Annotated in this window: 18 protein-coding genes; 2 read left to right on the forward strand and 16 right to left on the reverse strand. The window is 35.3% G+C overall.

The features are described 5' to 3' along the window. Positions 1-89 precede the first annotated feature (89 nt). The 12 genes from HNS40_RS06250 to HNS40_RS06305 form a co-directional block, all read right to left on the reverse strand. Positions 90-2126 carry a TonB-dependent siderophore receptor gene (locus HNS40_RS06250; RefSeq protein ID WP_172278795.1) on the reverse strand — a complete coding sequence of 679 codons (2037 nt, stop codon included), beginning with the start codon at positions 2124-2126 and terminating at the stop codon, positions 90-92. 100 nt (positions 2127-2226) lie between these two features. Further along, complete coding sequence (locus HNS40_RS06255) at positions 2227-2691, reverse strand: desulfoferrodoxin family protein (RefSeq protein ID WP_172278797.1); 465 nt, start codon at positions 2689-2691, stop codon at positions 2227-2229. 108 nt (positions 2692-2799) lie between these two features. Beyond that, positions 2800-3390, reverse strand: coding sequence for a hypothetical protein (locus tag HNS40_RS06260; RefSeq protein ID WP_172278799.1), 591 nt, complete (start codon positions 3388-3390; stop codon positions 2800-2802). 74 nt (positions 3391-3464) lie between these two features. Continuing rightward, a complete protein-coding gene (gene mltG, locus HNS40_RS06265) occupies positions 3465-4490 on the reverse strand; it encodes an endolytic transglycosylase MltG (RefSeq protein ID WP_172278801.1) in 1026 nt (341 codons plus the stop codon). A gap of 64 nt (positions 4491-4554) precedes the next feature. After that, complete coding sequence (locus HNS40_RS06270; protein WP_172278803.1) at positions 4555-5076, reverse strand: GNAT family N-acetyltransferase; 522 nt, start codon at positions 5074-5076, stop codon at positions 4555-4557. Between the two features lies 1 nt (position 5077). Beyond that, positions 5078-5872, reverse strand: a complete 795-nt coding sequence (gene dapF / locus HNS40_RS06275) for a diaminopimelate epimerase (RefSeq protein WP_172278805.1) — start codon at positions 5870-5872, stop codon at positions 5078-5080. A gap of 70 nt (positions 5873-5942) precedes the next feature. Next, positions 5943-10868: an excinuclease ABC subunit UvrA gene (gene uvrA / locus HNS40_RS06280; RefSeq protein ID WP_172278807.1), complete on the reverse strand. Its 4926-nt coding sequence runs from the start codon at positions 10866-10868 to the stop codon at positions 5943-5945. Positions 10869-11103: 235 nt separating this feature from the next. After that, positions 11104-12399 (reverse strand): cysteate synthase, encoded by a 1296-nt coding sequence (locus tag HNS40_RS06285; RefSeq protein ID WP_172278810.1) that lies wholly within the window; start codon positions 12397-12399, stop codon positions 11104-11106. Positions 12400-12446: 47 nt separating this feature from the next. Further along, a complete protein-coding gene (locus HNS40_RS06290) occupies positions 12447-12869 on the reverse strand; it encodes a YchJ family protein (RefSeq protein ID WP_172278812.1) in 423 nt (140 codons plus the stop codon). A gap of 50 nt (positions 12870-12919) precedes the next feature. Further along, a complete protein-coding gene (locus HNS40_RS06295; RefSeq protein ID WP_172278814.1) occupies positions 12920-13600 on the reverse strand; it encodes a DUF2293 domain-containing protein in 681 nt (226 codons plus the stop codon). A 75-nt stretch (positions 13601-13675) separates the two neighbouring features. Then, complete coding sequence (locus HNS40_RS06300) at positions 13676-14722, reverse strand: acyltransferase family protein (protein WP_216663654.1); 1047 nt, start codon at positions 14720-14722, stop codon at positions 13676-13678. A gap of 157 nt (positions 14723-14879) precedes the next feature. Next, positions 14880-15467, reverse strand: coding sequence for an ankyrin repeat domain-containing protein (locus HNS40_RS06305; protein WP_172278818.1), 588 nt, complete (start codon positions 15465-15467; stop codon positions 14880-14882). 235 nt (positions 15468-15702) lie between these two features. Here HNS40_RS06305 and HNS40_RS06310 point away from each other — a divergent pair, with 235 nt between their 5' ends. Both HNS40_RS06310 and HNS40_RS06315 read left to right on the forward strand, forming a co-directional pair. Further along, positions 15703-17754, forward strand: coding sequence for a helix-turn-helix domain-containing protein (locus HNS40_RS06310; protein WP_172278821.1), 2052 nt, complete (start codon positions 15703-15705; stop codon positions 17752-17754). A 404-nt stretch (positions 17755-18158) separates the two neighbouring features. After that, the gene (locus tag HNS40_RS06315; protein ID WP_172278823.1) at positions 18159-21425 is read left to right on the forward strand and encodes a glycosyl hydrolase; all 3267 of its coding nucleotides are present in this window, start codon (positions 18159-18161) and stop codon (positions 21423-21425) included. A gap of 203 nt (positions 21426-21628) precedes the next feature. Here HNS40_RS06315 and HNS40_RS06320 read toward each other — a convergent pair whose 3' ends face one another. The 4 genes from HNS40_RS06320 to HNS40_RS06335 are packed head-to-tail and all read right to left on the reverse strand — an operon-like array spanning position 21629 to position 26129. After that, on the reverse strand, positions 21629-23221 hold the full coding sequence (locus tag HNS40_RS06320) for a hybrid sensor histidine kinase/response regulator (RefSeq protein WP_172278825.1): 1593 nt from the start codon (positions 23219-23221) through the stop codon (positions 21629-21631). 4 nt (positions 23222-23225) lie between these two features. Further along, the gene (locus tag HNS40_RS06325) at positions 23226-23666 is read right to left on the reverse strand and encodes a response regulator (RefSeq protein ID WP_172278826.1); all 441 of its coding nucleotides are present in this window, start codon (positions 23664-23666) and stop codon (positions 23226-23228) included. 11 nt (positions 23667-23677) lie between these two features. After that, positions 23678-25606 carry an ATP-binding protein gene (locus HNS40_RS06330; protein WP_172278828.1) on the reverse strand — a complete coding sequence of 643 codons (1929 nt, stop codon included), beginning with the start codon at positions 25604-25606 and terminating at the stop codon, positions 23678-23680. Further along, entirely contained in the window at positions 25599-26129 is a 531-nt protein-coding gene (locus HNS40_RS06335) for a YfiR family protein (protein WP_172278829.1), read from the reverse strand. Before HNS40_RS06335 ends, HNS40_RS06330 begins: the two co-directional genes overlap by 8 nt.

The raw sequence follows: 26129 nt of genomic DNA on the forward strand, positions 1-26129 counted from the left end.
GATCGCTTTTGTTAAACTTGATATTTTTTTTAAAAAAGTGGTGCCCATTTAAATAGGCACCACTGAAATTGAAATTAAAACCAATCTTTTTAAAGCTCAAGTTTATACTTTATACCTCCAAGCATCCAAAGCCCAGGCTGAGCCACACCAAACTCTACAACTTTAACATCGTTTATATTGTTGGCTTCTGCAAAAAACTCCATGGATTTGTATTTATAGCTCAATTTAGCATTGATAGACCAATAATCTTCATAAGGATGGTCTTCGTACGTAGACTCCTCAAAATTATAAGTTTGATAAGAGCCTAATCTATCTTTATAGGAAGATGCAATCTGAAGATTTAGATTCTTAATCAATTTAAACTGAAAGACCAGATTAAACTGATGGCGAAGATTATTCAAGGCATATTTGCTCTGAAGGTCTATATCTTCTTTTTTCATATCCAAATAGGTGTAGTCTAAGTTCATCTGCTTCCAAAACTTCACATTCCACAATACATCGGGTTGTATTCTTGTGGCCAATTCTATACCATTGGTGGTAAGGTCTGTGATGTTTTCTGTTCTCCAAATGGTGTCATGCCATACCCAATCAATGATATCGTTTCCATAACGGCGGAATACTGCTGCTTGAATCTGATATCCTTCTTTTTGGTATTCAGTACCCATTTCTAAAGTGAATGATTTCTCTGGATTTAATTCTGTATTACCCATATTAGCAGGTCCAGAATAGAATAAATCAGTGAATGTAGGAAGTCTCATGGCATGATTAGCGGAGGCTATTAATTTGAGTTCTGGATTCAATTGATAGCTAATGTCTAAACCAGGATAAACGGAGATATCTTGGTCTTTAGTGGAATACCAGTGGGCCAGTAATCCAAGTGAGACCTGCCACTTTTTACCCAGTTCCTTAGATTGTTCCACATATAAACCTGCATGGTCGCGCTCAAAAGAATATTTAAACTCTTGGTCTTTTGCCCAGCTGATATTTTCTGGCTCGTCCAGCTTTTCTCCCATACTCGAACTCAACAAATGCTCTCTTTTGATATTTAATCCCACCGAAGTTTTTCCCAATTTAGAATAGAATATCATTTTTACCCTTCCTCCGTAAACATCTGTTTGGTGGAAGTTCTGATAGAGCTCTGGCTTCTCTCTGGTGAGTTGCCAATTGTCTCTATGCTGACGATAATAGGGGAGCACAGAAAGCCTCAACTTGTTGCCAAAATGAAACCCAAGTGCTGCATTTCTGCTCTGGTTGCTTTCGTACTGCAAAGGATATTTGGGAGAGTAAAAAGAATTAGCTCCAAAGTCCTTCTGCATAAATCCCAGTTGGGCATCCATCAATAGGGCTTTCAATTGTAGACTTGACTGTAAAAAAGCATTATAGCTTTTAAAGTCGGTATTTTCCATATAACCATCACTGGCTTTCTGGTCGTAGGAAACTCGTGTTTTCCAGTTTTTCACTTGGAAGTTTCCCGTAGCTCCATAATGATATAAACCATTTTGTCCACCCATCAACCTGGCCGATAGATGGTTTCCTTCTTCAGCTTTGGTAATAATGTTGATGGCACCACTAAAGGCATTGGGTCCGAAAACTCGAGCACCAGGGCCTTTCAGCACTTCTACTTTTTGAATATCGGAAATATCAACCGGGATATTCAAATTAAAATGACCAGTTTGGGGGTCAGAAACGGGAATTCCGTTGATTAACACTAAAACTTGATCGAATGAGCCACCTCTGATGCTCACATCTGCTTGTACTCCTTGGCCTCCTCTTTGGCGGATGTCTACCGACTGTACAAAAGAGAGAAGCTCTGCCAAATCGCTGACGGGCGCCGACTCAATCTCTTGTTTAGTGATGGTAGTAATCATCCTTCCATGTTGCGAGAAAACCAGAGGTTCTGCTTGTGCGGTCACTTCTAATTCTTCCAACTCCACATCTTCACCTGGAATAGCCAAGGTGGCGCTTTGTGCTACAACAGCACTAGCAGCCAGTGTCAAAATGCTGAAAGTAAGCTCCAATCTTCCGATTTTCACTACGCTTTTCAAACTATTAAACACTGCATAGGCTTTTCGACTCCATTGACGGAAATGAATAGAACGAGGACCACTAAAACTTCTAGATTTCATAATGAAATATTTTAATGATTATTAAGCCGGCAAAAGTAGTCTAATTTCAAAAAATGAGAAGTTTTTTGAGAAAAATAATGAGTTTTTTTAAAATTGTATCTTAACCTAATTTCTCAGCATGTTCCCATATGCCATGAAGATTACAGCCAGCTTCTACTTTTACAATATCTCCTGATTGTAGTTTTAGGTAATGCTCACCATATCCTCTTATAGGGCCATTTTCTAAAACTAGATTAGAGACCAATTTGTCATTTTTATATATAGTCAGGTAATCTATCCAATGGTTTTCTTCGGTAGGATGTATGATACCACCTTGCCCAATGGTGATGATAACTTTTGTAAATCCTTTTGAGTCTTGTTCTCCAAAAGTAATTTGAGGAGTGTGTTTAAGTTCATGTGGAGTAGGGTTTTTAGGATCGGCAAAACTCATTTTCATGCGATTGATAATAAGCTTCTCTTGCTTTTGTTCTTGAGCTTGGGCTGAAGAAGAATTTAAAAGAGCTCCTCCGACTAATATGCCAGCACTTGCTGCACTTATTTTCTTAAATAAATCTCTACGTTTCATTCTTTATAGGTTTTTTGTGAGTAGCAAAGATAAAACATAAAAACAGGCTATAAAAAAAACCGTCCTTAACAGAATGTTAAAGACGGTTTTTGAATAGTTGATGCTCAACTATAGGTATTTTTTCTTTAAAAGCTTACCGAATTGTTGAGCAGCCGTAAAATAGGCATCACCAACTCTAAGCCCTGTATCTGGAGCTGCAGCTCCAGGAGCTTTAGTAATTTTCACTACAGCAAGGGCCTCATCAGTAGCATCTGTTTTTACAAAAGTGATTTCTAGGTCGATGGCAGATTTTTTGTTCTGAAATCCCATAAAGAAACCAGGCTCTGTAAAAGTAGTTTTTACTATCATGGTGTATTCATAATCAGAATCGTCTTGTGCTACAAAAAGGTCACCAGCATACTTTTCCATTCCTTCCATAAACATGGGCTCATAATGGTCTTCTCTATCTGCAAAATAAGAATCTTTCCATGCTTCTCCAGCACCTTCTTCTTTTTCCTCAGCATCAGCCATTTTCTTCTCAATATATTTATCTTGAGTAGTTTTGCCAAATTTCATATCCTCTGGATATTCGAAAGTAACATTCAGTTCTGCTAAGTCTTTCATAAAACCCATATCACCACTAACGATTTTAATTTTTTGTGCTTGAGTGAACCCGATCATCATAAATGATGCGATGAATACTAGAATAATTTTTTTCATAAGATTTTGATTGTGTTAATATTAATACGCAAATGTATAAAATGATTTGAGAGATTAATAATTTAGATTATAATTTATTTGAATATTTTTTCTTTGTTTAAAAACTCACGATAAGCATTGGCATTATTAATATGTTGTTTGCTGTTTTTTGCAAAGTTATGATAGCCAGAATAGTCAGGCTTGGCACAGAAAAAGAAGTAGCTATGCTCTTCAGCATTTAGTACTGCATTTATCGATGAAATACTAGGGATGCATATGGGGCCAGGTGGAAGGCCTGTATACTTATAGGTATTATAAGGTGAGTCAATTTCTTTATATACATTTAGAACTCTTTTAATATTGAAATCCCCTAATGCATATATAAGAGTAGGGTCTGCTTGTAGCCTCCAACCACTTTCAATTCTGTTTATATAAACCCCAGCAACCCTTGCTTTCTCGTCGTTCTTTTGGGTCTCTTTTTCCACAATACTTGCTAAAATACTTACTTCTATAGGGTTTAGGTTTTTGTCATTAGCTTTAGTCACTCTTTCTTCTGTCCAAAATTGCTTATACTCAAAGCTCATTCTGTTTAAAAACTCATCAGTGGTGGTATTCCAATAAACAAAATAGGTGTTGGGCAAAAACATGCTTTTTACGGTTTCAGTACTAAAGCCAACAGAATTACAATAAACAGAATCGTTTAATTTTTCAAGAAGTAAATCTTCGTCGATATTAATTTGCTCGGCAATTCTTTTTGATAAATCCTCTTTTAATCTTATGTTGTTGAAAATGAGTTTTATGGGTTCTTGATTACCGCTTCGTAATAGGTTAATCAGTTCATTATTATTCATTCCATTTTTTATGGAATAGCGACCAGGTTTAATATTGTCAGCGTATTTCTTGTAATCAGCTAATAGCTCAAAATTATTGCGGTGGATGATGTTCCCGTTGGCATATAGTTGATTCTTAATGCTTTCAAAATCATCCTCATTATTAATATAGATGTATTGTTCTTTTTCTTCTTCGGTCCAAATATTAGGTGCCATCACTATTTGATAAGCCATATATGCAGCAATACCACCGATTATAATGATTCCAATAAGTAAAATGAATAAGACCATGCGGAATGGATTTTTCTTTTTCCTAGAATTACGGCGATAAGAACTATGATAATTAGACATAAATTTAGTTTTTCCTGATTAATTGCAATAAAATCTCGTCGTGATATTTACCTTCAATAAATACCCAATCCTGTTTTACTCCAATTTCGGAAAAATGTTTCTTTTTAAACAGATTTAGACTCTCGGTATTTGAACTTAAGATATTGCAATACAATTGATGCAGTTTCAATTGTTTAAATGCGTAGCCAATAATCAGTTCCAAAGCTTCACTGGCCCAACCTTTTTGTCTATATTTCTCATCAATTAAAATCCCCAAACCAGCCCGCTCATTATGGGCATCAAAATCAAATATATCCACACAGCCTAATACTTCATCATTTTCTTTATTAGTGATCATGAAACGAAATTGTTTGTCAGCATAGATATCGTGATTTCCTTGTAGAATAAATTGCTCTATATCGAATCGAGAAAAGGGGAGGATAGTATTGCTTAAATACCAAAATTCAGATTGGTTTTCCCAATCAAACAAAATTTCTAAGTCGCTAAGCTCTGGAGCTCGTAAAGCTATTTTATGGTTTTCTATCATATTAAAAAGGGATATTTATATGGCCTTTGTATACAAATACTGCAGGACCTGTAAGATAGATAGAATGAAAAAAATTACCATCCTCTGTTTCAAATTTTACATTTAATTGGCCACCCAATACTTTGATATTGAAATTTTTATAAATCAAATTTTGGCGAATTGAAGAAGCGATAGCTGCAGCTGTTACGCCAGTTCCGCAAGCTAAGGTCTCATTCTCAACACCTCTTTCATAGGTTCTTACATAAAGCTGATTCTTTTTTTGCTCTACGAAATTTACATTAATACCTTCTTCTTGATAAGCATCGGAATAGCGAATAGCTTTCCCTTCTTCAACCACATCTAGTTTTTCCACTTCTTCGCGAAAATCGAGATAATGAGGAGAGCCAGTATTGATTTCGAAGTTGTTGTTTAAAGATTTAGTCTCATGAACATCACTCATTTTTAGTTCGACGAGTTTTTCAGTGGGATGCTCTTTTAAAATTCTTCCTTCGTGATTTCCGTCAATGGCTATAAAGCGATATACCTCCTTTGTAATTCCCATATCATAAGCAAATGCGAGCATGCATCGACCACCATTTCCACACATACTGCCTTCTTTGCCATCGCTGTTATAATACTTCATTCTGAAATCAGAATCCTCCGAATTTAAAAGCATCATTAATCCATCAGCTCCTATACCTTTGTGTCTATCACATATAAACGCAATTTGCTCAGTTGTTAGTGAAAAGGAGTTTTTTGTCATATTAATAATGACAAAATCGTTACCGGTTCCGTGATATTTGTAAAAGTGAATCATTTGCCAAATTTAGTAAATAATACAAATAGATAAGTCTTAGTAAATCACTATCATTTGTGGATTTCTCAAATTAACATAATGCCATAGAAGTAAAAGACCCATCACAAGTCTTAAGTTCCTCTAATTTACCTGAAAAAATCAATTCTCCACCAGCATCTCCACCTTCTGGACCTAAATCGATAATCCAATCAGCTGCTTTAATAATATCTATATTATGCTCAACAATAATAAGAGAATGCCCTTCATCTACTAATTTTCTAAATACTTTTAAAAGTAGTTCCACATCTTGTATATGTAATCCTGTAGACGGTTCATCAAAGATAAAGAGGGTTTTGGAACTGCTTTGCTTGTTCAACTCATGGGCTAATTTCAACCTTTGGGTTTCGCCCCCCGATAGGGTAGAAGTGGCTTGTCCCAGCTGTATATATCCAAGTCCTACCTCCTCTAAAATGTTTAAAGCAGGAGCTGTTTTCTTTGCATGAGAAAAGAACTCTTTAGCTTCTGAAATACTCATTTTTAAAACCTCATCAATAGATTTCTCTTGGTGCTTCACCTCGAGAACTTCCTCTTTATACCTTTTACCATCACAGATTTCGCAAGTCACCCAAACATCGGAGAGGAAATCCATAGGGACTTTATTTTGTCCCATTCCCTTACAAGCGGGGCAGCTGCCATCTTTGCTATTAAATGAAAAATGTGATTTCTTAAAGCCTTTTGCTTTGGCTTCTGACTCTTTGGCAAATATATCTCTGATGTCTTCAAAAATGCCAGTATAAGTGGCGCAATTACTTAGTGAAGATGTTCCAATGCTTTGCTGGTCCATGATGGATATGGAATTGATATTATCGAAGGAGATGGATTCACAATTTTCTGCTTTACCACTTTTATAGGATTTGGCAATCACAGTGAAAACCAATGAGGATTTCCCCGAACCTGAAACACCAGTAACCGCAACCATTCCTCCACTAGGGATTTTGAGATCGATATTTTTTAGATTATGAGCATGGGCCGCTTTAATTTGTATTCCAGTTTGGAGCTGTGCTTTTGATACTGGAATATTGATTTCTTGATGGAGATATTTTCCAGTGATAGAATCCTCAGAATTTTTAATTTTCTCTATATTTCCTTGAGTGATGATTTCGCCACCATTATTACCGGCTTTTGGACCTAAATCGATAATATGGTCTGCATTTTTAATCACTTCCATATCGTGTTCCACCATGATAATGGTATTACCGTTTTCTTTGAGTTGAGAGATGGTTTTTAGAAGTTTTTCAGTATCTCTAGAATGTAAGCCCACTGTTGGCTCATCTAAAACATAAGTTAAACCGCATAAGTCAGATACCAGCTGACTGGCAATCCTTAATCGTTGAGCTTCACCACCAGAAAGGCTTTGTATGGGGCGATCTATATTTAAATATCCCAATCCTAATTGCTGAAAAATATTGAACTTCTCATTTAATTGTGTAAAGATTTGTGCAGCGGCTATGTCTGATGATTTTGCTTGTTCTTTAAAATAATCTTGCGCTTTTTGGATATTCCAAGATGAAATATCTGAAATATTAAACCCTTTAAATTTAATGGACAGGGCTTTCTCTTTTAATCTTTTTCCATGGCATTTCGGGCATTTTATTTCACTCATGATAAACTCATAAATCTCACCTCTTTTGCCATCCTTTTTTATTTGGTAATCTTCGTTAAGCTCATTGATAAATCCATGCCAAGGTATTTGTAGCTGATGCGTTCCACTTCTATTTCCTCTTTTAAACTGCCATTCCACATAGAAAATTCGTTCTCCACATCCATAAAATGCTATTTCTTTGGCTTCCTCGGAAAGTTCTTGATAGGGAAGAGAAAAATCAATAGCTAATTCCTTTCCAACTTGAACTAAAGTGGGAACAAACTGACCATGGATATCTCCAAAGAATTTCCCTGGTTTATTTCCATCCATGGCGCCATTCAATAGTGATTTATCAGGAAAACTAATGAACTTTTGTGGGTCAGCAGTAATCATAATTCCCATTCCATTGCAATGTGGGCACGAAGATTCAGCTCTGTTAAAAGAAAAATCGGACATGGTTAAATTACCCTTTTCTCCTTTTTCATTTTCTCCAAAACGAGAAAATAATAAGCGGTATAAATCATAGATTTTGGTAGCGGTTCCTACAGTGGAACGAGGATTTTTCTGAAATCGATTCTGACGAAAAGCTATGGCAGGAGTGAGGCCAGAACATTGTTCTAAATCTGGCTTTTTTACTTTATTCATCATTCTTCGGGCATAGGAAGAAAGGTTTTCGGTAAAGCGGTTTCTGCTTTCTGAATAAATAGTATCGAAGGCCAAGGAACTCTTTCCGCTACCCGAAACTCCTGTGATGACGGTAGTTTGGTTTAGAGGAATCTCCACATCGATATTTTTCAAATTATGAGTATTCACGCCGTAAAAATGAATATTCTGTTGCTCAATGGCTGGACGAGAAGTTGGAGTTCCCCACTCTTTAGGCTCGTACTTCTTTTTCAACTCCTGTCCGGTAATGGATTCGGAGCATTTTATTAATCCTTTAGGACTTCCTTGAAATAATAGCCTTCCTCCGTTTTCTCCTCCTTCTGGGCCTAAATCTATAACTCTATCAGCCTGTTCTATAATATCCAAGTCGTGTTCTATGACGATAACCGTATTTCCTTGATTTACTATTTTCTGAAGAGCTTGAATCAAATAGCTAATGTCTTTTTTATGCAATCCCACCGAAGGTTCATCCAAAATATAAAGCACATGACCTTTCGAACTTTTATAGAGTTCCGAAGCCAGTTTTATTCTTTGCGCTTCGCCACCAGAAAGGGTGGTCGATGCTTGTCCGAGTTTCAAATAACCCACATCGAGTTGAATGAGTTGGTCGAGGATTCTAGTGATTTTACTATGCCCTTGAAAAAACTCAAAAGCTTCTTCTATGGAAATTTCCAATACCTCATATATGTTTTTTCCTTGATAAGTGACTTCTAAAGTTTCCTCCGAAAATCGCTTTCCATGACAATGCTCACATTCAATTTCCACATTTCCTAAGAAATGCATACCGAGCTGAATTCTACCAGCACCTTGGCAATGTTCGCATCTTCCTCCTTTATTATTAAAAGAGAATTGTCCTTTTTTATATGCTCTATTTTTCGATTCTTCTTGCTTAGAAAATAAATCTCTGATATGGTCGAATAAGTCAGTATAAGTTGCAGGATTACTTCTGGGAGTTCTTCCAATGGGAGATTGATCGATTTCAATTACTTTTTTGATTTCTTCAGAGGATTCTAGCTTACCAATTTCTGATTCTGTTTGCTTGTTACGCAACATATGGGCAAGAATTTGATTCACTAAGGTAGATTTCCCAGCACCAGAAACTCCAGTCACCACATTGAGTAGGCCTAATTGAAAATCAACATCTATATTCTTCAAATTGTTTTTGAGGAGTCCGGTGAGTTTGATTTCACCAATGCTTTTTCGGTTTTTGCTAGTAATAAAAGTAGAATGAGTAGTGGAAAGTGATTGAGCGGTTATACTTTTGGGATATTTCTCTGGGTTTTGAAGTAATTCTTGGGTTTCCCCTTGAAATAAAATTTCTCCACCATGAACTCCTGCTTTTGGTCCAATATCTATTAAATAATCAGCAGCCTTTATGGTTTCTTCATCGTGTTCCACCACGACTACGGTATTCCCATTGTCTCGTAAATCTCGTAAAACCTGAATCAATTTCTGATTGTCACGAGCATGTAAACCAATGGAAGGCTCATCTAAAATATATAGAATCCCCTGTAATCCTGTTCCTAGTTGAGAAGCCAATCGTATTCTTTGGGCTTCGCCACCCGAAAGACTTGCGGATTCTCTTTCCAAAGTGAGATAATTCAAACCCAATAATTCTAGATGATATAATCTCTTAAAAATAGGTTTGAGGATATGTTCGAGTACATCTTGTTGAATGTCTTCATGTTTCAAATTATCCAGAAATGATTTTAGGTCCGCTACGGTCATAGCACTTAAATCGCTGATGTTTTTTCCTAAAAGGTGTACATTTCGTGCTTCTTTTCTCAGTCTAGTACCCTCACAATCAGTGCAAGTAAAAGAGCTGGCAAATCGGAGAATATTATCATTTCTATCTCGTTTCAAGATTTCCTCCATAATAGGAAGCATGCCTTTATAAAAAGCTTCTTCACGAGGTTTTGCAGTAATTCCTTTCCATTTTAAACGAGATTCTAAGGAGTGTTTTCCAAATAGGATTTTCACTCTGTCGCTACCATACCAAATAATATTTTGTTGCTCTAAAGTCAACTGCTTCCAGGGGATGTCTACCGAAAAATCATGAGCTCTACAAACCTTATCCAGCTCATCTACTCTCACCTGAGAATAAACAATATAGCCAGTAGGAGTAGTGGGGACGAGTGCACCTTCTGTTAAGCTTTTTGTTTCATCAGCAATGAGTTTTTTTGGATCTATTTGCTCTGTTAGTCCTAAGCCTTTACAAGTAGGACAAGCTCCTGCACTGGAGTTAAAAGAAAAGAGTTTGGCCCGTATCTTAATATTTGAATAACCACAATTGGAGCAGATATTTTCCGCTTTGCTTTTCATTTCTGCGCCACAGTTTAGGCATTTTACTTCTCCTAAACGAGCAAATAGCAAGCGTAAATAATCATAAATACCAGATAAGGTGCCAACTGTAGAGCGAGGATTTGAAACTGCGGTTTTCTGGTGAATAGCCAAGGCTGCATGTAAACCTTTTATTTCCTCAACTTTTGGTTTCTCCATTTTGCCTATATACGACCTGGAATAGGAAGAAAATGATTCTAAAAACCTCCTCTGGCTTTCATTAAATATCACTTGGTAGGCTAAACTCGATTTCCCAGAACCCGATACCCCAGTAATTACGGTAAGAGAGTTATGAGGAATTTGAACATCAATATTTTTGAGATTGTGTTCTTCAGCATTTTTAATGATGAGCTTATTGTTCTTGGAATTCATCCTTTGATTTGTTTTGCGAAATAATCAGTACAAAAGTATGGTTTATGGGAGAAAGAGAAAGGGCAATTTTTTAGTTTTTCTAAATTTATAATATGTGGGAGGGGAATGAATAAAGGAATGATAGAATGTTAGAAAAAAATAACCATGTATAATGAAAATAAAATATTCAATATACATGGTTAGATTATTCTGTTTTGCTTGTTGAATAATGCAATAGTTGAATGAGTAGCGCTTATTACCAGTTTAGTTGGTTGATTTGTTCTTTCACAAAATTCTCATCAGGGTCAATATCAAAAATCAATGTAGGCTTTAAGTAGAATAGTTCTTTTTCCGATTTGAATCTTTCTTCTCCACCACCAGTAATATTGAGCATGATCAAGTCATCAGTATTTACTTTTTTATCTTTAACAGCAGATATTAAAGTGGCAACAGCAACTGCAGCGGCTGGGTGAATATCTATTCCTTCTGATTCTAAGAATAATTGAGCTGCATTTCTAGCTTCTTCATTGGTCGCTAAAAGTACTTCACCTCCAGCATCTTTCATGGCATCATATAAACCACCAGCTAATGAATAGGGAGGTTTTCTATTGGATAATACTTTGGCATCAATGATTTCAACTTGTTTGCGTGCTTCATCGTTGTTGAAATCTAATAAAGGACGAGAATCAGCTTCCCAAGCATCGTAAATAGGGTTAAAGGGAGAATTCTGAGAAACCATTAATTTGGTTTTTCTGTTTCCAAATCTACCATCCTCTAATAATCTTAAATTGGCTTCCCAAGCTGCAATGGCGCCTGTTCCACTACCTATGGCCTGGAAATAATATTCTGGGATTTCTCCAATGGTAGTAGCTGCCGATAGCATGGTTGTTGCCATTCCATCTCGTCGGGCTACATTTTTGGCTCCACCTTCTGCGAAAAAACCATTCATCTCACATGCTATATTAGATAGATGGATGGCATCAAAATAGTCTCCTCCAGTTTTGCTGGCGATAAGTTTCACACAATCGTTTAGAGGTGCATCAAACCAAAGGGCGTTCAAATTATCTTCAGGGACACTTAATAAAAGAGGTATTTGGTTGTCTGAGCATACTTGGGCAAAGGCACGAGCCGTATTTCCAGCGGAAGCCACCACTAAAACCTTTTTCTCATCATTATCCATTCGAGAGCACACAGAATAACTTTCCGTTTCCTTAAAAGAACAAGTTTTCATTTCTATGTTCTTTTCTGGCCAATACCCACTAAAAGTAATATATAAATTATTGAGTCCGATTTCTTTTGCTAAACCTTCGCTTTTAAAAGTGACTGGTGCAAAGGAGCCTTTAATCATTTTGTGGATAGGCAGCCAATCAGCAAATTTGAATAAACCATAGGAATCATCCTTGACTTCCAATTGTTTTTTTTCATAAATAGCTCTCACCAAACCGGCTTGAGCTTCATTGGGAGCATTTAATGTCCAGCCCTCGTCATTAAAGGTTTTCTTTGTGGCTTGGGATTCTAAAATATATTGGGTTTTGTCAATTTTCAGACTCATAATATTGATTTTAAAAAGATGCGCAAATATAGAAATTTATGATTGTTTTAATATTTTAGATAGACTTTGTCATTCTGTAAATGTGTGCCAGAAACATAATACCATTTTCTATCTATTTTCTCAAAATTAGATTGTTCGTGTAGTGCTTCTGTATATCCATCCTCAATATAAATGGCTCTAAATTCTACCAATCCAATTTCATCATTGGCTTGTCCAGCTTCGGTTTTTACAATAGATAATCCCAACCATTCTATGGAATTCATCCATCTTTGCATCTTTTTTCTTTCTTTAACGGGACGTATTTTCTCTATATGAGTATTAATTATATAATCAACTTTGCCTAGTGTAAAAGCAGTATAGCGAGAACGCATTAGCTCTTCTGCAGTATCTGGGTATTCTTTTTTATCGATGAATGGTTTGCAACATTCTTCATAAACTTTGTTGTTTCCACAAGGGCAATATTCTATCATAATTATTCTTTTGATTTTAAGCAGGGCAAAATTAAGCTTTTAATTCATATTTATGGGTTGCGGTGAATTTTTTGAAGTGCAGTTCGCAAAGAACAATGGGGAGAAAGGGGTTCACCACTTCTGTACTTCATTAAAAGCTTAACAGATTCTTGTGCTAGTTGACGTCTTACAGCTCGTCGTTCTCCTTTAATTCTTGCAATATTAAGATGGTCGTAAGCGGTAGTTTGGTGCCTCATCCAGGCGATAACGGCTTTTGCTGCTCGTTCTTCTATGGGAATCATGGCTGTTCTTGCAACGGTGCCACTACCCACAGGAACGGCATGTTTGGTAATAGCTTCTGCCATCAGTTTCTCCATGGTTTTATATTTGAGGTGGAATTTTAAATATTTCTCCACTTCTTTCTGAAAATCCTCCTCATATTCGTCTTGCTTTTTGGCTCGCCTTTTTAAATCGCTAAGTCTTTTCTTTTGGTAGGCATCGGTGTTTCTAGTTTCTTCTACTTCTTTTTTTGCCCACGCAATGGTTTCACTGGGCGCCCAAACGCCTTTTGAAATCATTCGTCTGCCCTTTTTATATTGAACCCTCCAGAACAATCCTTTGGCTGTTATCTTTCTGGTGATTCCAGCATCTCCAGCAGCTAAAAAACTCCATCCTGCAGGAGGAGTCACTTTTTCTCCATATTTATTGAGGAGTGTATTATTTGGGCCTGGACTTACGATTTCTTGATTCATTCTTTGCAATCTGTATTTTCTGCAAAAGAAGGGATTTTTGAGGAATAAAGTAAGTGAAAGTATATTTATTAATGACTATAATATAATCTTCATCCCAAATAAAGGGCGAAGAAACTTCACCCGCCTTAATACCAATTCATAAACCATAAATGAAGCAAGAAAGGTAATAAAAAAGACCAATAAGTATTTAATAAAGGCAGAGATTTCCAATGGGAAAATATAATACGAAATTGCATACTGCATGATCATGTGTATGATATAAACAGGATACACAGCTTGACTTAAATAGCTTAGTGATTTGCTAGGACGGTTAAAATATTGATTAGCAAAACCGAAAACAGAGGAGGTCCAGAATACTGTTTCTAAACTCATTAATATATTTGGGGATTCTAAATCATAAATAGATAGTCTGATTACAAATAATACATTTGCAAAAATGAGAAATATATATTTCCATTTTTTCAGCATATGCCAAATGTTTGACCCCGACATTACAAATGTAAAGCCCCATAGAAATGCCAATCCTCCCATAATAAAGCCGTGTAAAGACATGGCATAAAAGGTATACATTTCGGGATTTACTAAAACACTCTCAATAACAAATGTAAGAGCCACCAATAGTAATGACAATGGATTTTTGAATATGGTATTTAGCTTTTCGGGGAATTTGGAATTTCTATTTTTATCCATATAATAGAATATGGAGCTAAACAGAAAAACATAAATATAGATAAAGCCAAGAAACCATAAATGTGCAGCATGAGGAGCATAGCTGAGTTCTTGAGAATAGTAATCTTGCCAAATGAAAACATGAATGGGTACAATAGCTATGACTCCAAAAACAAAAGGCATCAGTATTCTAATGGTTCTGTCTAAAAAGAGTTGTTTAAGGTTTCTATTGCGCATGGCAAAGGCAATCCCCATTCCTGATACAAAAAACAAAAGTGGGATTCGCCAAATGTTTAACATGGACATAGGATACCAAATCCATTCTAAAAAAGTATTATTTTGTATGAACTGGATAAATACACCCCAGGGTTGAAATCCAATTGCAGTGTGATAAATAATTAAAAGGCCAATAGCAATTACTCTCAACCAATCTATATCATGTCTTCTTTCCATCATTATTATTTAAAGTGATTTTAGCTATTTGTTGTTTTTGGTTAATGATTCCCCTTTATTAAAACCTGTTTAACTGCTTATGGTTGATTGATTTAGTAGCTTAGTCAAAAAAGGGAAATCATTTTGTGTCAGAGGTCAGTTTTAAATACCAATTCTTTTATTTTGATAATAGAACAGCAACCTCAGGTCTTGTATTCTCTAGTCTCTCTAAATCTAATCTTAAACCTAATGCTCCTAAATCTTTTGCAATTTGCTCGTAAATAGGTTGAACATCGCTAAATGGTCCAGAAACAGATTGTAAAGCAGTAGAACCATATTGATTGATAAGTGTTTTATCTGCTCCACGAGTCAATAATTCTTTTACAATTTCTGTTCTACAATAAAAAGCAGCGGTGTGTAATGGAGAAGAGCCATCGGCATTAGTTGCATTAATGTCAGCATTGGCATCCATCAGCATGATAGCGATATCTGTTTTGCCAAAAGTACAAGCAATATTTAAAGGAGTTGAACCATAAGCGTCTCTTCCATTTAACTCGGAACCTATTTTTATATGTTGTTCTACAGCTTTTTTATTGCTCATAAACACCGCTGCAAAAATATCCATGCTTGGTTTTTCTACCTTCTCCGTTTTTGTTTTTTGTTCTTCAGGAGTATGACATCCTTCACATGAATACCCTCCTATAATAATAAGAGAAAGTGAAATAATAAAAGCTGTTTTTCTTAAAATGTTGATTTTTGTTGTCATCGTTTTATTGTTTTTTAATTTTGAGCAAATATCTGTCGAATAATTCTAAGTGATTAAATAACAGTGTTTCATAAAGTTTAAACTTTCATTCATTAATAAAAATGATGCATCATTTGTACAAATGATGCATCATTTTTTAATTAAAGTCTGAAATTGTGATTAAATATTTTCAATTTTCTTCCATTTATTAATTCAAGGATAATACTACCTTTGATGAGCTTAAAAATGACAACAAATGCCAAATCAGGAATTGATAGATAAATTGAAACAGATTATTCTCAAGCATATTTCCAATGAGAAATTTGGAGTGGCAGAACTAGCAGAAGAATCTGGTATGAGTCGTTCTACTTTGCTCAGGAAAATGCAAAAGGATACAGGTTTATCTGCCAGCCAATTTATTAAGAAAGTGCGTTTAGAGGAATCTAAAACTCTTCTTGATGAGACTGATTTGAGCATATCTGAGATAAGTTTTAAGGTAGGGTTTAACAGTATTTCATATTATATTAAATGTTTTAAGGAGGAATATGAACTTTCGCCAGGAGAATATCTGAAGAAAGAAAAGACTGCAGGAGAGCAGATTGAAATAGAGAAGGTTCATGTTAATAGAAAACCATATGTTTGGTTAATTCCTCTTTCGGTTATCATCATTGGCCTTTCCATTTGGGTGGGAACGATTTTTAGTGAAGAGGGTAAGCCCATTGACAAGTCCATAGCTGTATTGCCTTTTAAAAATGACAGTAAAGACTCTAGTAATGTATATATAGTCAATGGTTTAATGGATGCCATTCTCAATAATTTGCAAAAGGTGAAAGACCTAAGGGTGATTTCACGCACATCAGTCGAGAAATACAGAAACTCAAATAAAACCATAGCTGAAATAGCTGAAGAACTTGGGGTGAGCTATTTTGTGGAAGGAAGTGGTCAAAAAGTTGGAGATCAGATTTTATTGAATATTCAATTGATAGAAGCACAGAGAGATAAGCACATATGGGCGGAGCAATATGATAGGAAACTGAATGATATTTTTGAAATTCAAAAGGAAGTAGCCTCGAAAATTGTGCAGCAAGTAGAAGTGAAAATTACACCTGCTGAGATGGAAAGGATTGAAGAAATACCTACTGATAATATTGTAGCCTACGATTTCTTCCTACAAGGACTTGAATTATTATATAATCCTACTGGAACTAGTTTAGATTCCGCTATTGTTTTCTTTTCACTTGCCATTGAACAAGATAAAGATTTTGCAAGAGCCTATGCTGCCACTGCTATGGCCTATTATTATCTAGATATCTTTCAGGTTCAAAAACAATATATAGAAAAGACCGAGTTTTATGCTGAAAAAGCGTATTTGCTTGACCCTCAATCACCACAATCATTGGTAGCCAAGGCATTTTCTTATATGACGAAGAAAGAATATGAAATCGCGGTTTCTTATTTTGAAAAGGCTTTGGAATATCATCCCAACTCGGCTTTTGTACTCAATTTCTTATCCGACTTTTATACCAATTACATACCCAATACAGAGAAATATTTAGAGTTCGCCCTAAAGGGATTACAAGTGGATAAGAGCTCTAATGACTCGTCTGCTAGCTCATACCTTTATTTACACCTGAGTAATGCTTTTATACAAGCAGGATTTATAGAAGAGGCTTTAAAATATTCCAATCAGTCTTTGGCCTACTATCCTCAGAATATCTATTCACATTATTTGAAAGTTTATATTGAGTATGCAGAGCATAGGAATATGGAGATAACGAATGATAAACTACTTGAAGTATATAATATGGATACCACACGTTTAGATGTAATACAAGAAGTGGCAAAAAGCTATTATATATTGGGTAATTATAAGATGGCTTATCATTTTTATAATAAATTAATTGTAGCTAAAGAGAAGTACGATATTTATTTATTTGTACATGAAAATATTAAAATCGCATGGACCTGTAAGGAGTTGGGCTATGAGCAAGAGGAACATGATTTGCTGGAAGAATATCGTGTTTATTCCGAGAACGATCAATCCATATACCAACCATTATTAATGTGCGGCTATTATGCCTATATAAATGATACAGAAAAAGCCATGGACAATTTGAGGTTGTTTTCAAATTCCGATAATTATCACCTTTGGACTTTGTTCTTAATCAATGAAAGACATCTGGAAAGTATTTCTTCAAGTCCTGAATTTATTGAAATTTTGGAGGGTTTGGAGAAGCGGTTTTGGGAAAGACACGAAGTGTTAAGTACAAAACTGGAAAGTGAAGGATTGATAAAAAAACGGTTCTAATTTCTTAGCCTTAGAAAGTTTTCAAATTCTCTACAGATATTATTAAATAATTGAGGTGTTCAATTACTTACTTATTTTAATGGTGTCTATTTCAAGTAGGCTATAAGTTTGTTTTTTACTAAACTGTAGAACTAATTGTTTTGGAGTATGCTTTTTTCGCTCCCCTTGGGGTTGGGGCAAACGAAAAAAAGACTGAATATCATTGTATTAGGTGTTTGTCTTCTAGTTTTGAATAAGTACTTATCTAAATACTTCAATTAAATAAATGGAATGTTTCTGATATTAGCCCCAAGTTATTCTAGTTTAAATCCAATGAATTTGTCAATATTTTTCGTTAAGAAATCGCTAAATTGAACCTGTTGTATTTTATTTTGTACCTTCGGGAATCCAAAAAAAACTAATCAATGAAATCACTTCTCAATAAAGTAGTTATCCTTTTGATAGCGCTAATCTTTGGTCTATCTGTACAAGCTCAAAAGAAAAGTAAAGAAGAAAAAAAGAACCCTATCAATTCCCAATTGCTATCAGGGATTAAATTTAGAAACTTGGGTCCTGCATTTATGTCTGGACGCATTGCAGATATTGCTGTAAACCCAAATAATCCAGTAGAATGGTATGTGGCTGTGGGCTCAGGAGGGGTATGGAAGACTTCCAATGCAGGTACAACTTGGAACCCGATTTTTGATAAATATGCAGTCTATTCTACGGGTTGTATTACCATAGACCCTTCTAATGAAAATAGAATTTGGTTAGGAACCGGAGAAAATGTGGGTGGCCGACATGTAAGTATCGGAGATGGAGCTTATCTCAGTGAAGACGCCGGAAAATCCTGGAAAAATATGGGATTGAAAAAATCTGAGCATATTTCTAAAATCATTGTTCATCCATCGAATTCCGATATTATTTGGGTGGCCAGTCAGGGACCATTATGGAGCAAAGGAGGAGAAAGAGGCTTATACAAATCTTTGGATGGTGGGAAGACTTGGAAAGAGAGTTTAATCATAGATGAGTGGACTGGCGTGACTGATTTGCAAATAGACCCTCGGAATCCTGATATACTATATGCTGCTAGTTGGCAAAGGCATAGAAATGTAGCTGCCTACATGGCTGGAGGTCCTGGAACTGCGCTTTATAAATCCACTGATGGAGGAGAAAATTGGAGGAAACTGGAAAATGGGATTCCCGAAAAAGACAAAGGTAAAATAGGTTTGGCCATCTCACCAATCAATCCAGATATACTCTATGCAGCCATTGAGTTTGAAAGAAGAACAGGAGCGGTATATCGTTCAGAGAATAGGGGAGAGACTTGGGTGAAAATGTCGGAAACGGTATCTGGGGCCACAGGCCCACACTATTATCAGGAATTATATGCTGATCCCAATCAATTGGATAGAATTGTATTGGTAGATGTGCGAATGCAAGTTTCTAATGATGGAGGAAAAACATTTACGAGAGTTAAGGAAGAATTCAAACATTCTGACAACCATGCCATTGTGTTTAGAAAAGGAGATCCTAATTATATGTTAGTAGGTTGTGATGGAGGTATTTATGAAACCTTTGATAAGACCCTCAACTGGCGTTATATTGATAATCTTCCTGTCACACAATTCTATAAATTGGCTTTGGATGATACAGAACCCTTTTATAATATTTATGGTGGAACACAAGATAATTCTACTCAGGTGGGGCCTAGTAGAACCGTAAATGCCCATGGAATTACCAATGCAGATTGGCAAATCGTTTTGGGAGGTGATGGACATCAACCGGCCACAGAACCTGGAAATCCCAATATTGCTTATGCCGAATCACAACAAGGTTATTTATTCCGATTAGATAGAAAAACAGGGGAGCGTGTTTTTATACAGCCCCAGCCTGGTAAAGGTGAAATGGCAGAGCGATATAACTGGGATGCACCTATTTTGGTAAGCCCTCATCATGCATCGCACATATATTTTGCTTCTCAGTATTTATATAAATCGGAGGATAGAGGAGATAGCTGGAAAAGAATTTCCGGCGACCTCACCAAAAATGAAAATAGATTTAAACTGCCTATAATGGATCAAACTTGGGGCTGGGATGCCGGCTGGGATTTATGGGCTATGAGTAATTATAATACCATTACATCCATTTCTGAATCACCTTTAAAAGTAGGTTTAATTTGTGTTGGAACTGATGATGGTCGCATTCAGTTGACAAAAGACGGAGGTGAGAACTGGCAATTAATTGAAGTGAATCGTTTACCTAATTGTCCAAGTACAGCGTTTGTAAACGATATTAAATTTGATTTGCATCAAGAGAATACTTTATATGTGGCTTTAGATAATCATAAATATGGCGATTTTAACCCCTACCTATATAAATCCCAAGATTTAGGAAAGTCATGGAATCCTATTATCAATGGTTTGGACTCCGTAGATTTAGTTTGGAGAGTGGTACAAGACCACCTTAAGCCTGAATTGTTATTTGCTGGGACCGAATTTGGTCTGTATTTTAGTATTAATGGGGGACAAGAATGGGTGAAGTTCAAAGGTGGATTGCCTACCATTTCCTTTAGAGATATAGCCATTCAAAAGAGAGAAAACGATTTGGTTGCAGCTTCTTTTGGTCGTGGTTTTTTCGTTTTAGATGATTATAGTTTTATGAGAAACCTCAGCGAAGAAATGCTTGAAAAGCAAGCCTATTTATTCGATTCTAGAGAGGGGCTTTGGTATTTTCAAAGCCGACCGATTGGTGGGTCCAAAAAGGGTTCTCAAGGGGCTTCCTTTTATGTAGCAGATAATCCTGAATTTGGTGTCACCTTTACTTATTTATTAAAAGAGGAGTCTTTAACGAAAAAAGCCAGCAGACAAAAAGAAGAAAAGGAATTGAAAAAGAATAAGCAAGACTTGGTGTTTCCTGAGTGGAACGAGATAGAGGAGGAGTTGAGAGAAATAGAAACTAGGTTTTGGATACAAATTCTAGATGCTGATGGTATGATTCTGAGGAAATTGGCAGCTAAAAATAAAAAGGGTATTCATAGAATAAGCTGGAATTATACTAAGGAATCTATAAAACCCATTGATGTACCTGATAAAAGAACAGAGAACTCAACGGGTCAAATGGTAGCCCCTGGAGAATATTTTGCTGTTTTAGTAAAGGAGAAAGAAGGAGAATATATAAGGATGACTGACACTATCCAGTTTAATGTTACGAAACTATTTGAAGGAAGTTTGGCTTCAGCTTCTTTAGAAGAGATGGCCTCTTTTTGGAAGGAATTGGATGAGGTTTCTGCAGAGCATCAGAGTATTCAAATTAAAATGAAAAAGACTTTAGAAAAATCTAAAAAAATACAAATGGCTTATAAAAAGTCAAATCAAACTTCCAAATCTTTGTCGAAAGATATTTATAATTTGATAAAAGAATTACATGCGCTCGATAATAAGCTTAATAATCCAAAGGTTATCAGAGAATTAGAGATAGACTATAGGCCAACCATTTCAAAAAGAATAGGAACGGCATATGCTTGCGTTAGTAATTCTTCTTATGGTCCAACCACATTGGCCAGAGAGAATTTAGAAATAGCCAAAGAGGAAATGGAAGATCTAATGATAAGCCTAGAACGAAGTCAGCAAAAAATAAATGCCATAGAGTTGAGGTTGAAGGGTTTAGGTGCTCTAGAAATCATTGATTAAGGCATTTTGATAAAAGATAAGCCTCATGATTAGTATTGTGAGGTTTTTTTTAATGATATATCATTGGGTTAGCTATATCATTGCTTTAAGCCGTGTACATATTTAACATGAAGATTGGGTATGATTGAGATTAGATTGGAGCGCCTGAGATAGGCTAAAATAGCAAAAGAATCTTTCTAAATCATATGATTTTCAGGTTTATATTATACAGCATCAATAAACTTATTTATCTTTTCTTTTAAATCACAAGCCAGTATAGGTTTTGCTAGATAATCATTACATCCAGCGGCAATAGCCTTTTCTTTATCTCCTCTTAGGGCATAAGCTGTTTGAGCGATAATATATACGTCTTTATTAAACTCACGAATTTGTTGGGTAGCTTCATAACCATTTAACTCAGGCATTTGGATATCCATTAATACGAGGTCAATATCAGGATTCTGTCTACAAGCAGCCACAGCCTCGATACCATTTTTTGCACTGATTATCTCTTTGCCAAATTTCTTTAGCATTATAGAAATATATTCCTCTGAAATAAGGTCATCCTCAGCAATCAGTATTTTTAATTTACGTGCTTTGGTTTCTAATCGAACCATTTCTTCAGGAACTTCTTTGTCAAGGTTTATGGATTCTTTTTGACAAGGAACATTAAAATAGAAGGTGCTTCCTGTTTCTTTTTCTGAGGAATCTTCCATAGAGTTAGATGTTATCCAAATTTTACCACCAAGCATTTCCACATAGGCTTTAGCTATGGAAAGCCCTAAACCTGCTCCCTGTCTTGCTTTTTTATTTGGAACATCGGCTTGAATAAATCTTTCAAATATGTCTTCTTGTCTATTTTTTGGGATTCCAATTCCATTATCTTTCACATAGAATTCAATACATCTGTTATCAGCAGTATATCCAAATTCTATATGTCCTCTTTCGCTATACTTAATAGCATTTTTGATCAGATTAGTGAGTATAGAAAATACTTTCTCGCCATCAGTTTTTATGATGGCCTCCTCGTTTGAGAAGGCTTTTTTTACGCTAAATGTAAATCCTTTGGCTTCTACCTCTGGCTTAAACATGTTATAAATATCATCTAATTGAGTATTGATATTGATGTCATGTAGAAAGATCTCCATGGCACCTGATTCTATTTTGGATATATTGATGATATCATTGAGAATGTTAAGCATTCGAACGCCACTTTTTTCGATGATTCGAATATAGTTTTGTTGTTCTTCTCCACTTAAATTGGGTTCTTTTAAAAGTCCAGCAAAACCAAGTATTCCATTCATAGGAGTTCGGATTTCATGGCTCATATTGGCTAAAAAGGCAGATTTCAATCTGTCAGATTCCTCTGCTTTTTCTTTTGCCTTTATGAGTTCTAGTTCGGCTTGTTTGCGTTCTTTTTTTTCTTTAGCTTCCTCAAGAGCTCTGATAATAGAATAGGGTAGTTTCTCGGGTTTATCTTTTAATATATAATCGACAGCTCCTTTTTTGATCAGGTCAATAGCGGTTTCTTCACCTATAGAACCAGAAACAATGATAAAGGGAATCTCGGGGCATATTTCGAGTGCTTTTTGAAGTGCAGGGTAGGCGCCATAGCCAGGTAGTCTGAAATCGGAGAGGATGATATCGTATTTCTGAATAGAGAGTGCTTTTTCAAATTCTATTTCATTCTCAACTCTATCCATTTCAAATTCGAATTCGGCAAATTCCAATAATTCTTGAATAATCTCAAAATCCATAATAGAATCCTCTATAGATAATATTTTTAATTTCCCATATGTGTGGCTTGATGCGTCCATTTATCTATTTATTTGATGGGATTTCATTAATAAGAGCCCAAAATATTCCAATATTTTTTACTGAGTCTATAAATTCTTTAAAATCAACGGGCTTTACAACATAGGCATTAACACCTAAAGCGTAGCATTTTTGTAAATCAGGATCCTCACGGGAGGATGATAGCATAACGATGGGGAGGGTTTTTAGTGTATTATCATTACGTATAATTTCTAATACTTCTATTCCATCCATTTTAGGCATTTTAATATCCAAGAGAATTACAGCAGGGATTTCCCTTTCTCTATCAGCAAATTTCCCCTGGTAGCGTAAAAACTCTAAAGCTTCTACACCATCATTTACATGGGTAACTCTATTTGATAGATTATGATCTGCAAGAGCCATAATGGTTAATTCGGCATCTCTAGGATCATCCTCAACTAATAATATTGGTTTTAGTTTATTCATTTTTTTTCCTCCTAGCATTTTGGTATTGTGAAATAAAATGCAGCTCCTTTATTAGGTTCTGCTTTAGCCCAAATTTCTCCATTGTGACGTATTATAATTCTTTGAACATTAGCTAGTCCTATACCTGTTCCCTCATATTCTGATTTTGAATGTAGGCGCTGAAATACTCCGAATAATTTATCAGCATATTTCATGTCAAAACCAACACCATTATCGGATAGGCAAAATACAAAATATTTTTCATTTTCTTGATAATCAATTTCAATTATTGCATTTTCCTTCTCTTTTGTGAATTTTATAGCATTGTTTAAAAGGTTAACCCACACTTGTTTAATCAAAGACTTGTCGCAATAAGTAATAGGAAGTTTTTTCTTTTTCCAAATAATATTTCTGTCTTCGGAATTGGAAATGGCTCTTTGGTAGGCTTGTTCAAAGACTAAATTCATATCTACATCTGATTTTTTCATTTCTTGCCGTCCTGTTCGAGAAAACTGTAGTAAATCATCAATTAATTGTCCCATTTCATGAGCAGAATCAGCTATGATATCCATATATCTCATACCTATTGTGGATATGGATTCTGGGAATTGTCTCCTAAGCATATCTATATATCCATTAATATGCCGCAGAGGAGCTCTTAAATCATGTGAAACCGAATAACTAAAAGCCTCCATTTCTTTGTTTGCAGATTCGAGCTGTTGAGTTCTCTCTTTAACTCGTTTTTCTAGGTTCTCGTTCAGCTTTTTAATTTCTTCTCGTGCAAATCTCTCGTCTTCCAAAACACTAAGCAAAACAATTCCAGATTTTTTAGAGGCCCTCAATAATTCATGAATTTCCTCTTCCGCTTTTTTACGTTCTGTAATATCTTCAATACTTGACCAAATGAATTCTTCACCATCTCTTTCTAAGATGATTCCACTAAGATTAACAGGAACTAAATCTCCGTTACGATTGATGAATTCTTTCTCGTAAGGACCATATTTCCCCGTTTTTACTAAGGTTTCAAATTGTTTATCATCCTCCAAATGGTATTTTTTAGGACTGATATCATGATAGCTGAGCTTTAGAATTTCAGGATTATCCATTCCTAATATCTTTTCAAAAGAAGAATTAACTTCTATAAATGTGCCATCCATTTTGCTTAATACGAGGCCCACAGGTGAGAAGTTCAAGAGAATTTGATTGCGTTCTTCACTTTCAATTAAAGCGGACATGGCAATATCTCGTTCTTCTTGTCTGATGTTTATCTGGTTTAAGAAATTATTAAAACCATCATATAGTAAACCTACCTCGTCGTTATATTTTTTTGAAATGGATTCCGAAAAATCTTGGTTAGATGCCATTTTATTAACATGATTACTTAATGTTAATATAGGCTGAGAGATGTGTTTCTGCATCGAATTGGCTAAAATCAATGATAATAGAATTAGAATGATCAGAAGTATAGAAAGAATGATGAGCATGTTTCTTTTAGCCTGAATGAGGGCATTTGAGTTTGCTTTAATAAAAAGGGTTCCATATTGTTCATTTTGGAAAATGACGTTTTCAGTTATATAAAAATAATCATCTTTAAAAGTGTTTGTATTATTAATCGAGAGCGGTGATTTTTTATTGTGATTTTCATCTTCATAATATTGAGCGAATACTTCACCATCCTTACTATACAATATTGCTACTTCGATAAAATTGATGTTTTTTAATTGTGATAAGAGTTCGGTCGCTTGTTGATTATCGTCAAATGTTAAAGGAGCAATACAATAACTAGCCACTAATTTGGCATTCAGTATAAGCCCAGAATGTATTTCATTTTTCAATCTGTTAGTATTCCATAAACTAATGAATGTAAACCCTATACTAATGGTCAAAAAAGTAATGAATAGAATAATGGCTATCATCTTATTTTTAATCGACAAATTATTTATGTAGTTTGGCTTATTCATCTGTTTCTACAATTTTTGCCGAATTGAGTAGGAGACTACTAACATTCAGATTAGAATTTTTAATGGATTCTTCATTAATTTCATAACGGATATGATTATCCTCAATATACATGTTTATGTGTATTCCCTTTACTCCAAACCCTTCTGACCCACTTATGGTGAGTATTGGGTATTCATTTGTGAAAGAAAGGATTTCAGCGATTCTGTTTTTTTCACTTGAAGAGATATATACCAAGTTAGCCTCTTTGATATCTTGTATTTCATTGGTGTATTTTATTTCTACATCTAATTTTTTGATATTGGTGTTTTCAAATAATTCATCAAGAGATTTTTGAATAGGTGTTTCTCCAATGACCACGATTTTAAATGTATCGCTTTCGCTGTTAAACTCCATGGGCCATTCCACAAAACGAGTAAAACGCTCAATAAAAGCGGCTTTAAATTCGTTTTCTGATACTTGAGCTTGGATGGAGCTCATCAGCATAAGGAGAAATAATAAGATTTGAATTTTTCTGATTTTCAT

The sequence above is a fragment of the Lentimicrobium sp. S6 genome, assembly GCF_013166635.1.
Taxonomy (GTDB): Bacteria; Bacteroidota; Bacteroidia; order Bacteroidales; family UBA12170; genus UBA12170.

Bases quoted from the DNA above. Each gene is read 5' to 3' on its own strand.
- dapF (WP_172278805.1), bottom strand. From the start codon at position 5,872: ATGATTCACTTTTACAAATATCACGGAACCGGTAACGATTTTGTCATT.
- HNS40_RS06310 (WP_172278821.1), top strand. From the start codon at position 15,703: ATGCCAAATCAGGAATTGATAGATAAATTGAAACAGATTATTCTCAAG.
- HNS40_RS06270 (WP_172278803.1), bottom strand. From the start codon at position 5,076: ATGATAGAAAACCATAAAATAGCTTTACGAGCTCCAGAGCTTAGCGAC.
- HNS40_RS06255 (WP_172278797.1), bottom strand. From the start codon at position 2,691: ATGAAACGTAGAGATTTATTTAAGAAAATAAGTGCAGCAAGTGCTGGC.
- HNS40_RS06325 (WP_172278826.1), bottom strand. From the start codon at position 23,666: ATGAATAAACTAAAACCAATATTATTAGTTGAGGATGATCCTAGAGAT.
- HNS40_RS06260 (WP_172278799.1), bottom strand. From the start codon at position 3,390: ATGAAAAAAATTATTCTAGTATTCATCGCATCATTTATGATGATCGGG.
- uvrA (WP_172278807.1), bottom strand. From the start codon at position 10,868: ATGAATTCCAAGAACAATAAGCTCATCATTAAAAATGCTGAAGAACAC.
- mltG (WP_172278801.1), bottom strand. From the start codon at position 4,490: ATGGTCTTATTCATTTTACTTATTGGAATCATTATAATCGGTGGTATT.
- HNS40_RS06295 (WP_172278814.1), bottom strand. From the start codon at position 13,600: ATGAATCAAGAAATCGTAAGTCCAGGCCCAAATAATACACTCCTCAAT.
- HNS40_RS06305 (WP_172278818.1), bottom strand. From the start codon at position 15,467: ATGACAACAAAAATCAACATTTTAAGAAAAACAGCTTTTATTATTTCA.
- HNS40_RS06250 (WP_172278795.1), bottom strand. From the start codon at position 2,126: ATGAAATCTAGAAGTTTTAGTGGTCCTCGTTCTATTCATTTCCGTCAA.
- HNS40_RS06335 (WP_172278829.1), bottom strand. From the start codon at position 26,129: ATGAAAATCAGAAAAATTCAAATCTTATTATTTCTCCTTATGCTGATG.
- HNS40_RS06330 (WP_172278828.1), bottom strand. From the start codon at position 25,606: ATGAATAAGCCAAACTACATAAATAATTTGTCGATTAAAAATAAGATG.
- HNS40_RS06290 (WP_172278812.1), bottom strand. From the start codon at position 12,869: ATGATAGAATATTGCCCTTGTGGAAACAACAAAGTTTATGAAGAATGT.
- HNS40_RS06300 (WP_216663654.1), bottom strand. From the start codon at position 14,722: ATGGAAAGAAGACATGATATAGATTGGTTGAGAGTAATTGCTATTGGC.
- HNS40_RS06285 (WP_172278810.1), bottom strand. From the start codon at position 12,399: ATGAGTCTGAAAATTGACAAAACCCAATATATTTTAGAATCCCAAGCC.
- HNS40_RS06320 (WP_172278825.1), bottom strand. From the start codon at position 23,221: ATGGACGCATCAAGCCACACATATGGGAAATTAAAAATATTATCTATA.
- HNS40_RS06315 (WP_172278823.1), top strand. From the start codon at position 18,159: ATGAAATCACTTCTCAATAAAGTAGTTATCCTTTTGATAGCGCTAATC.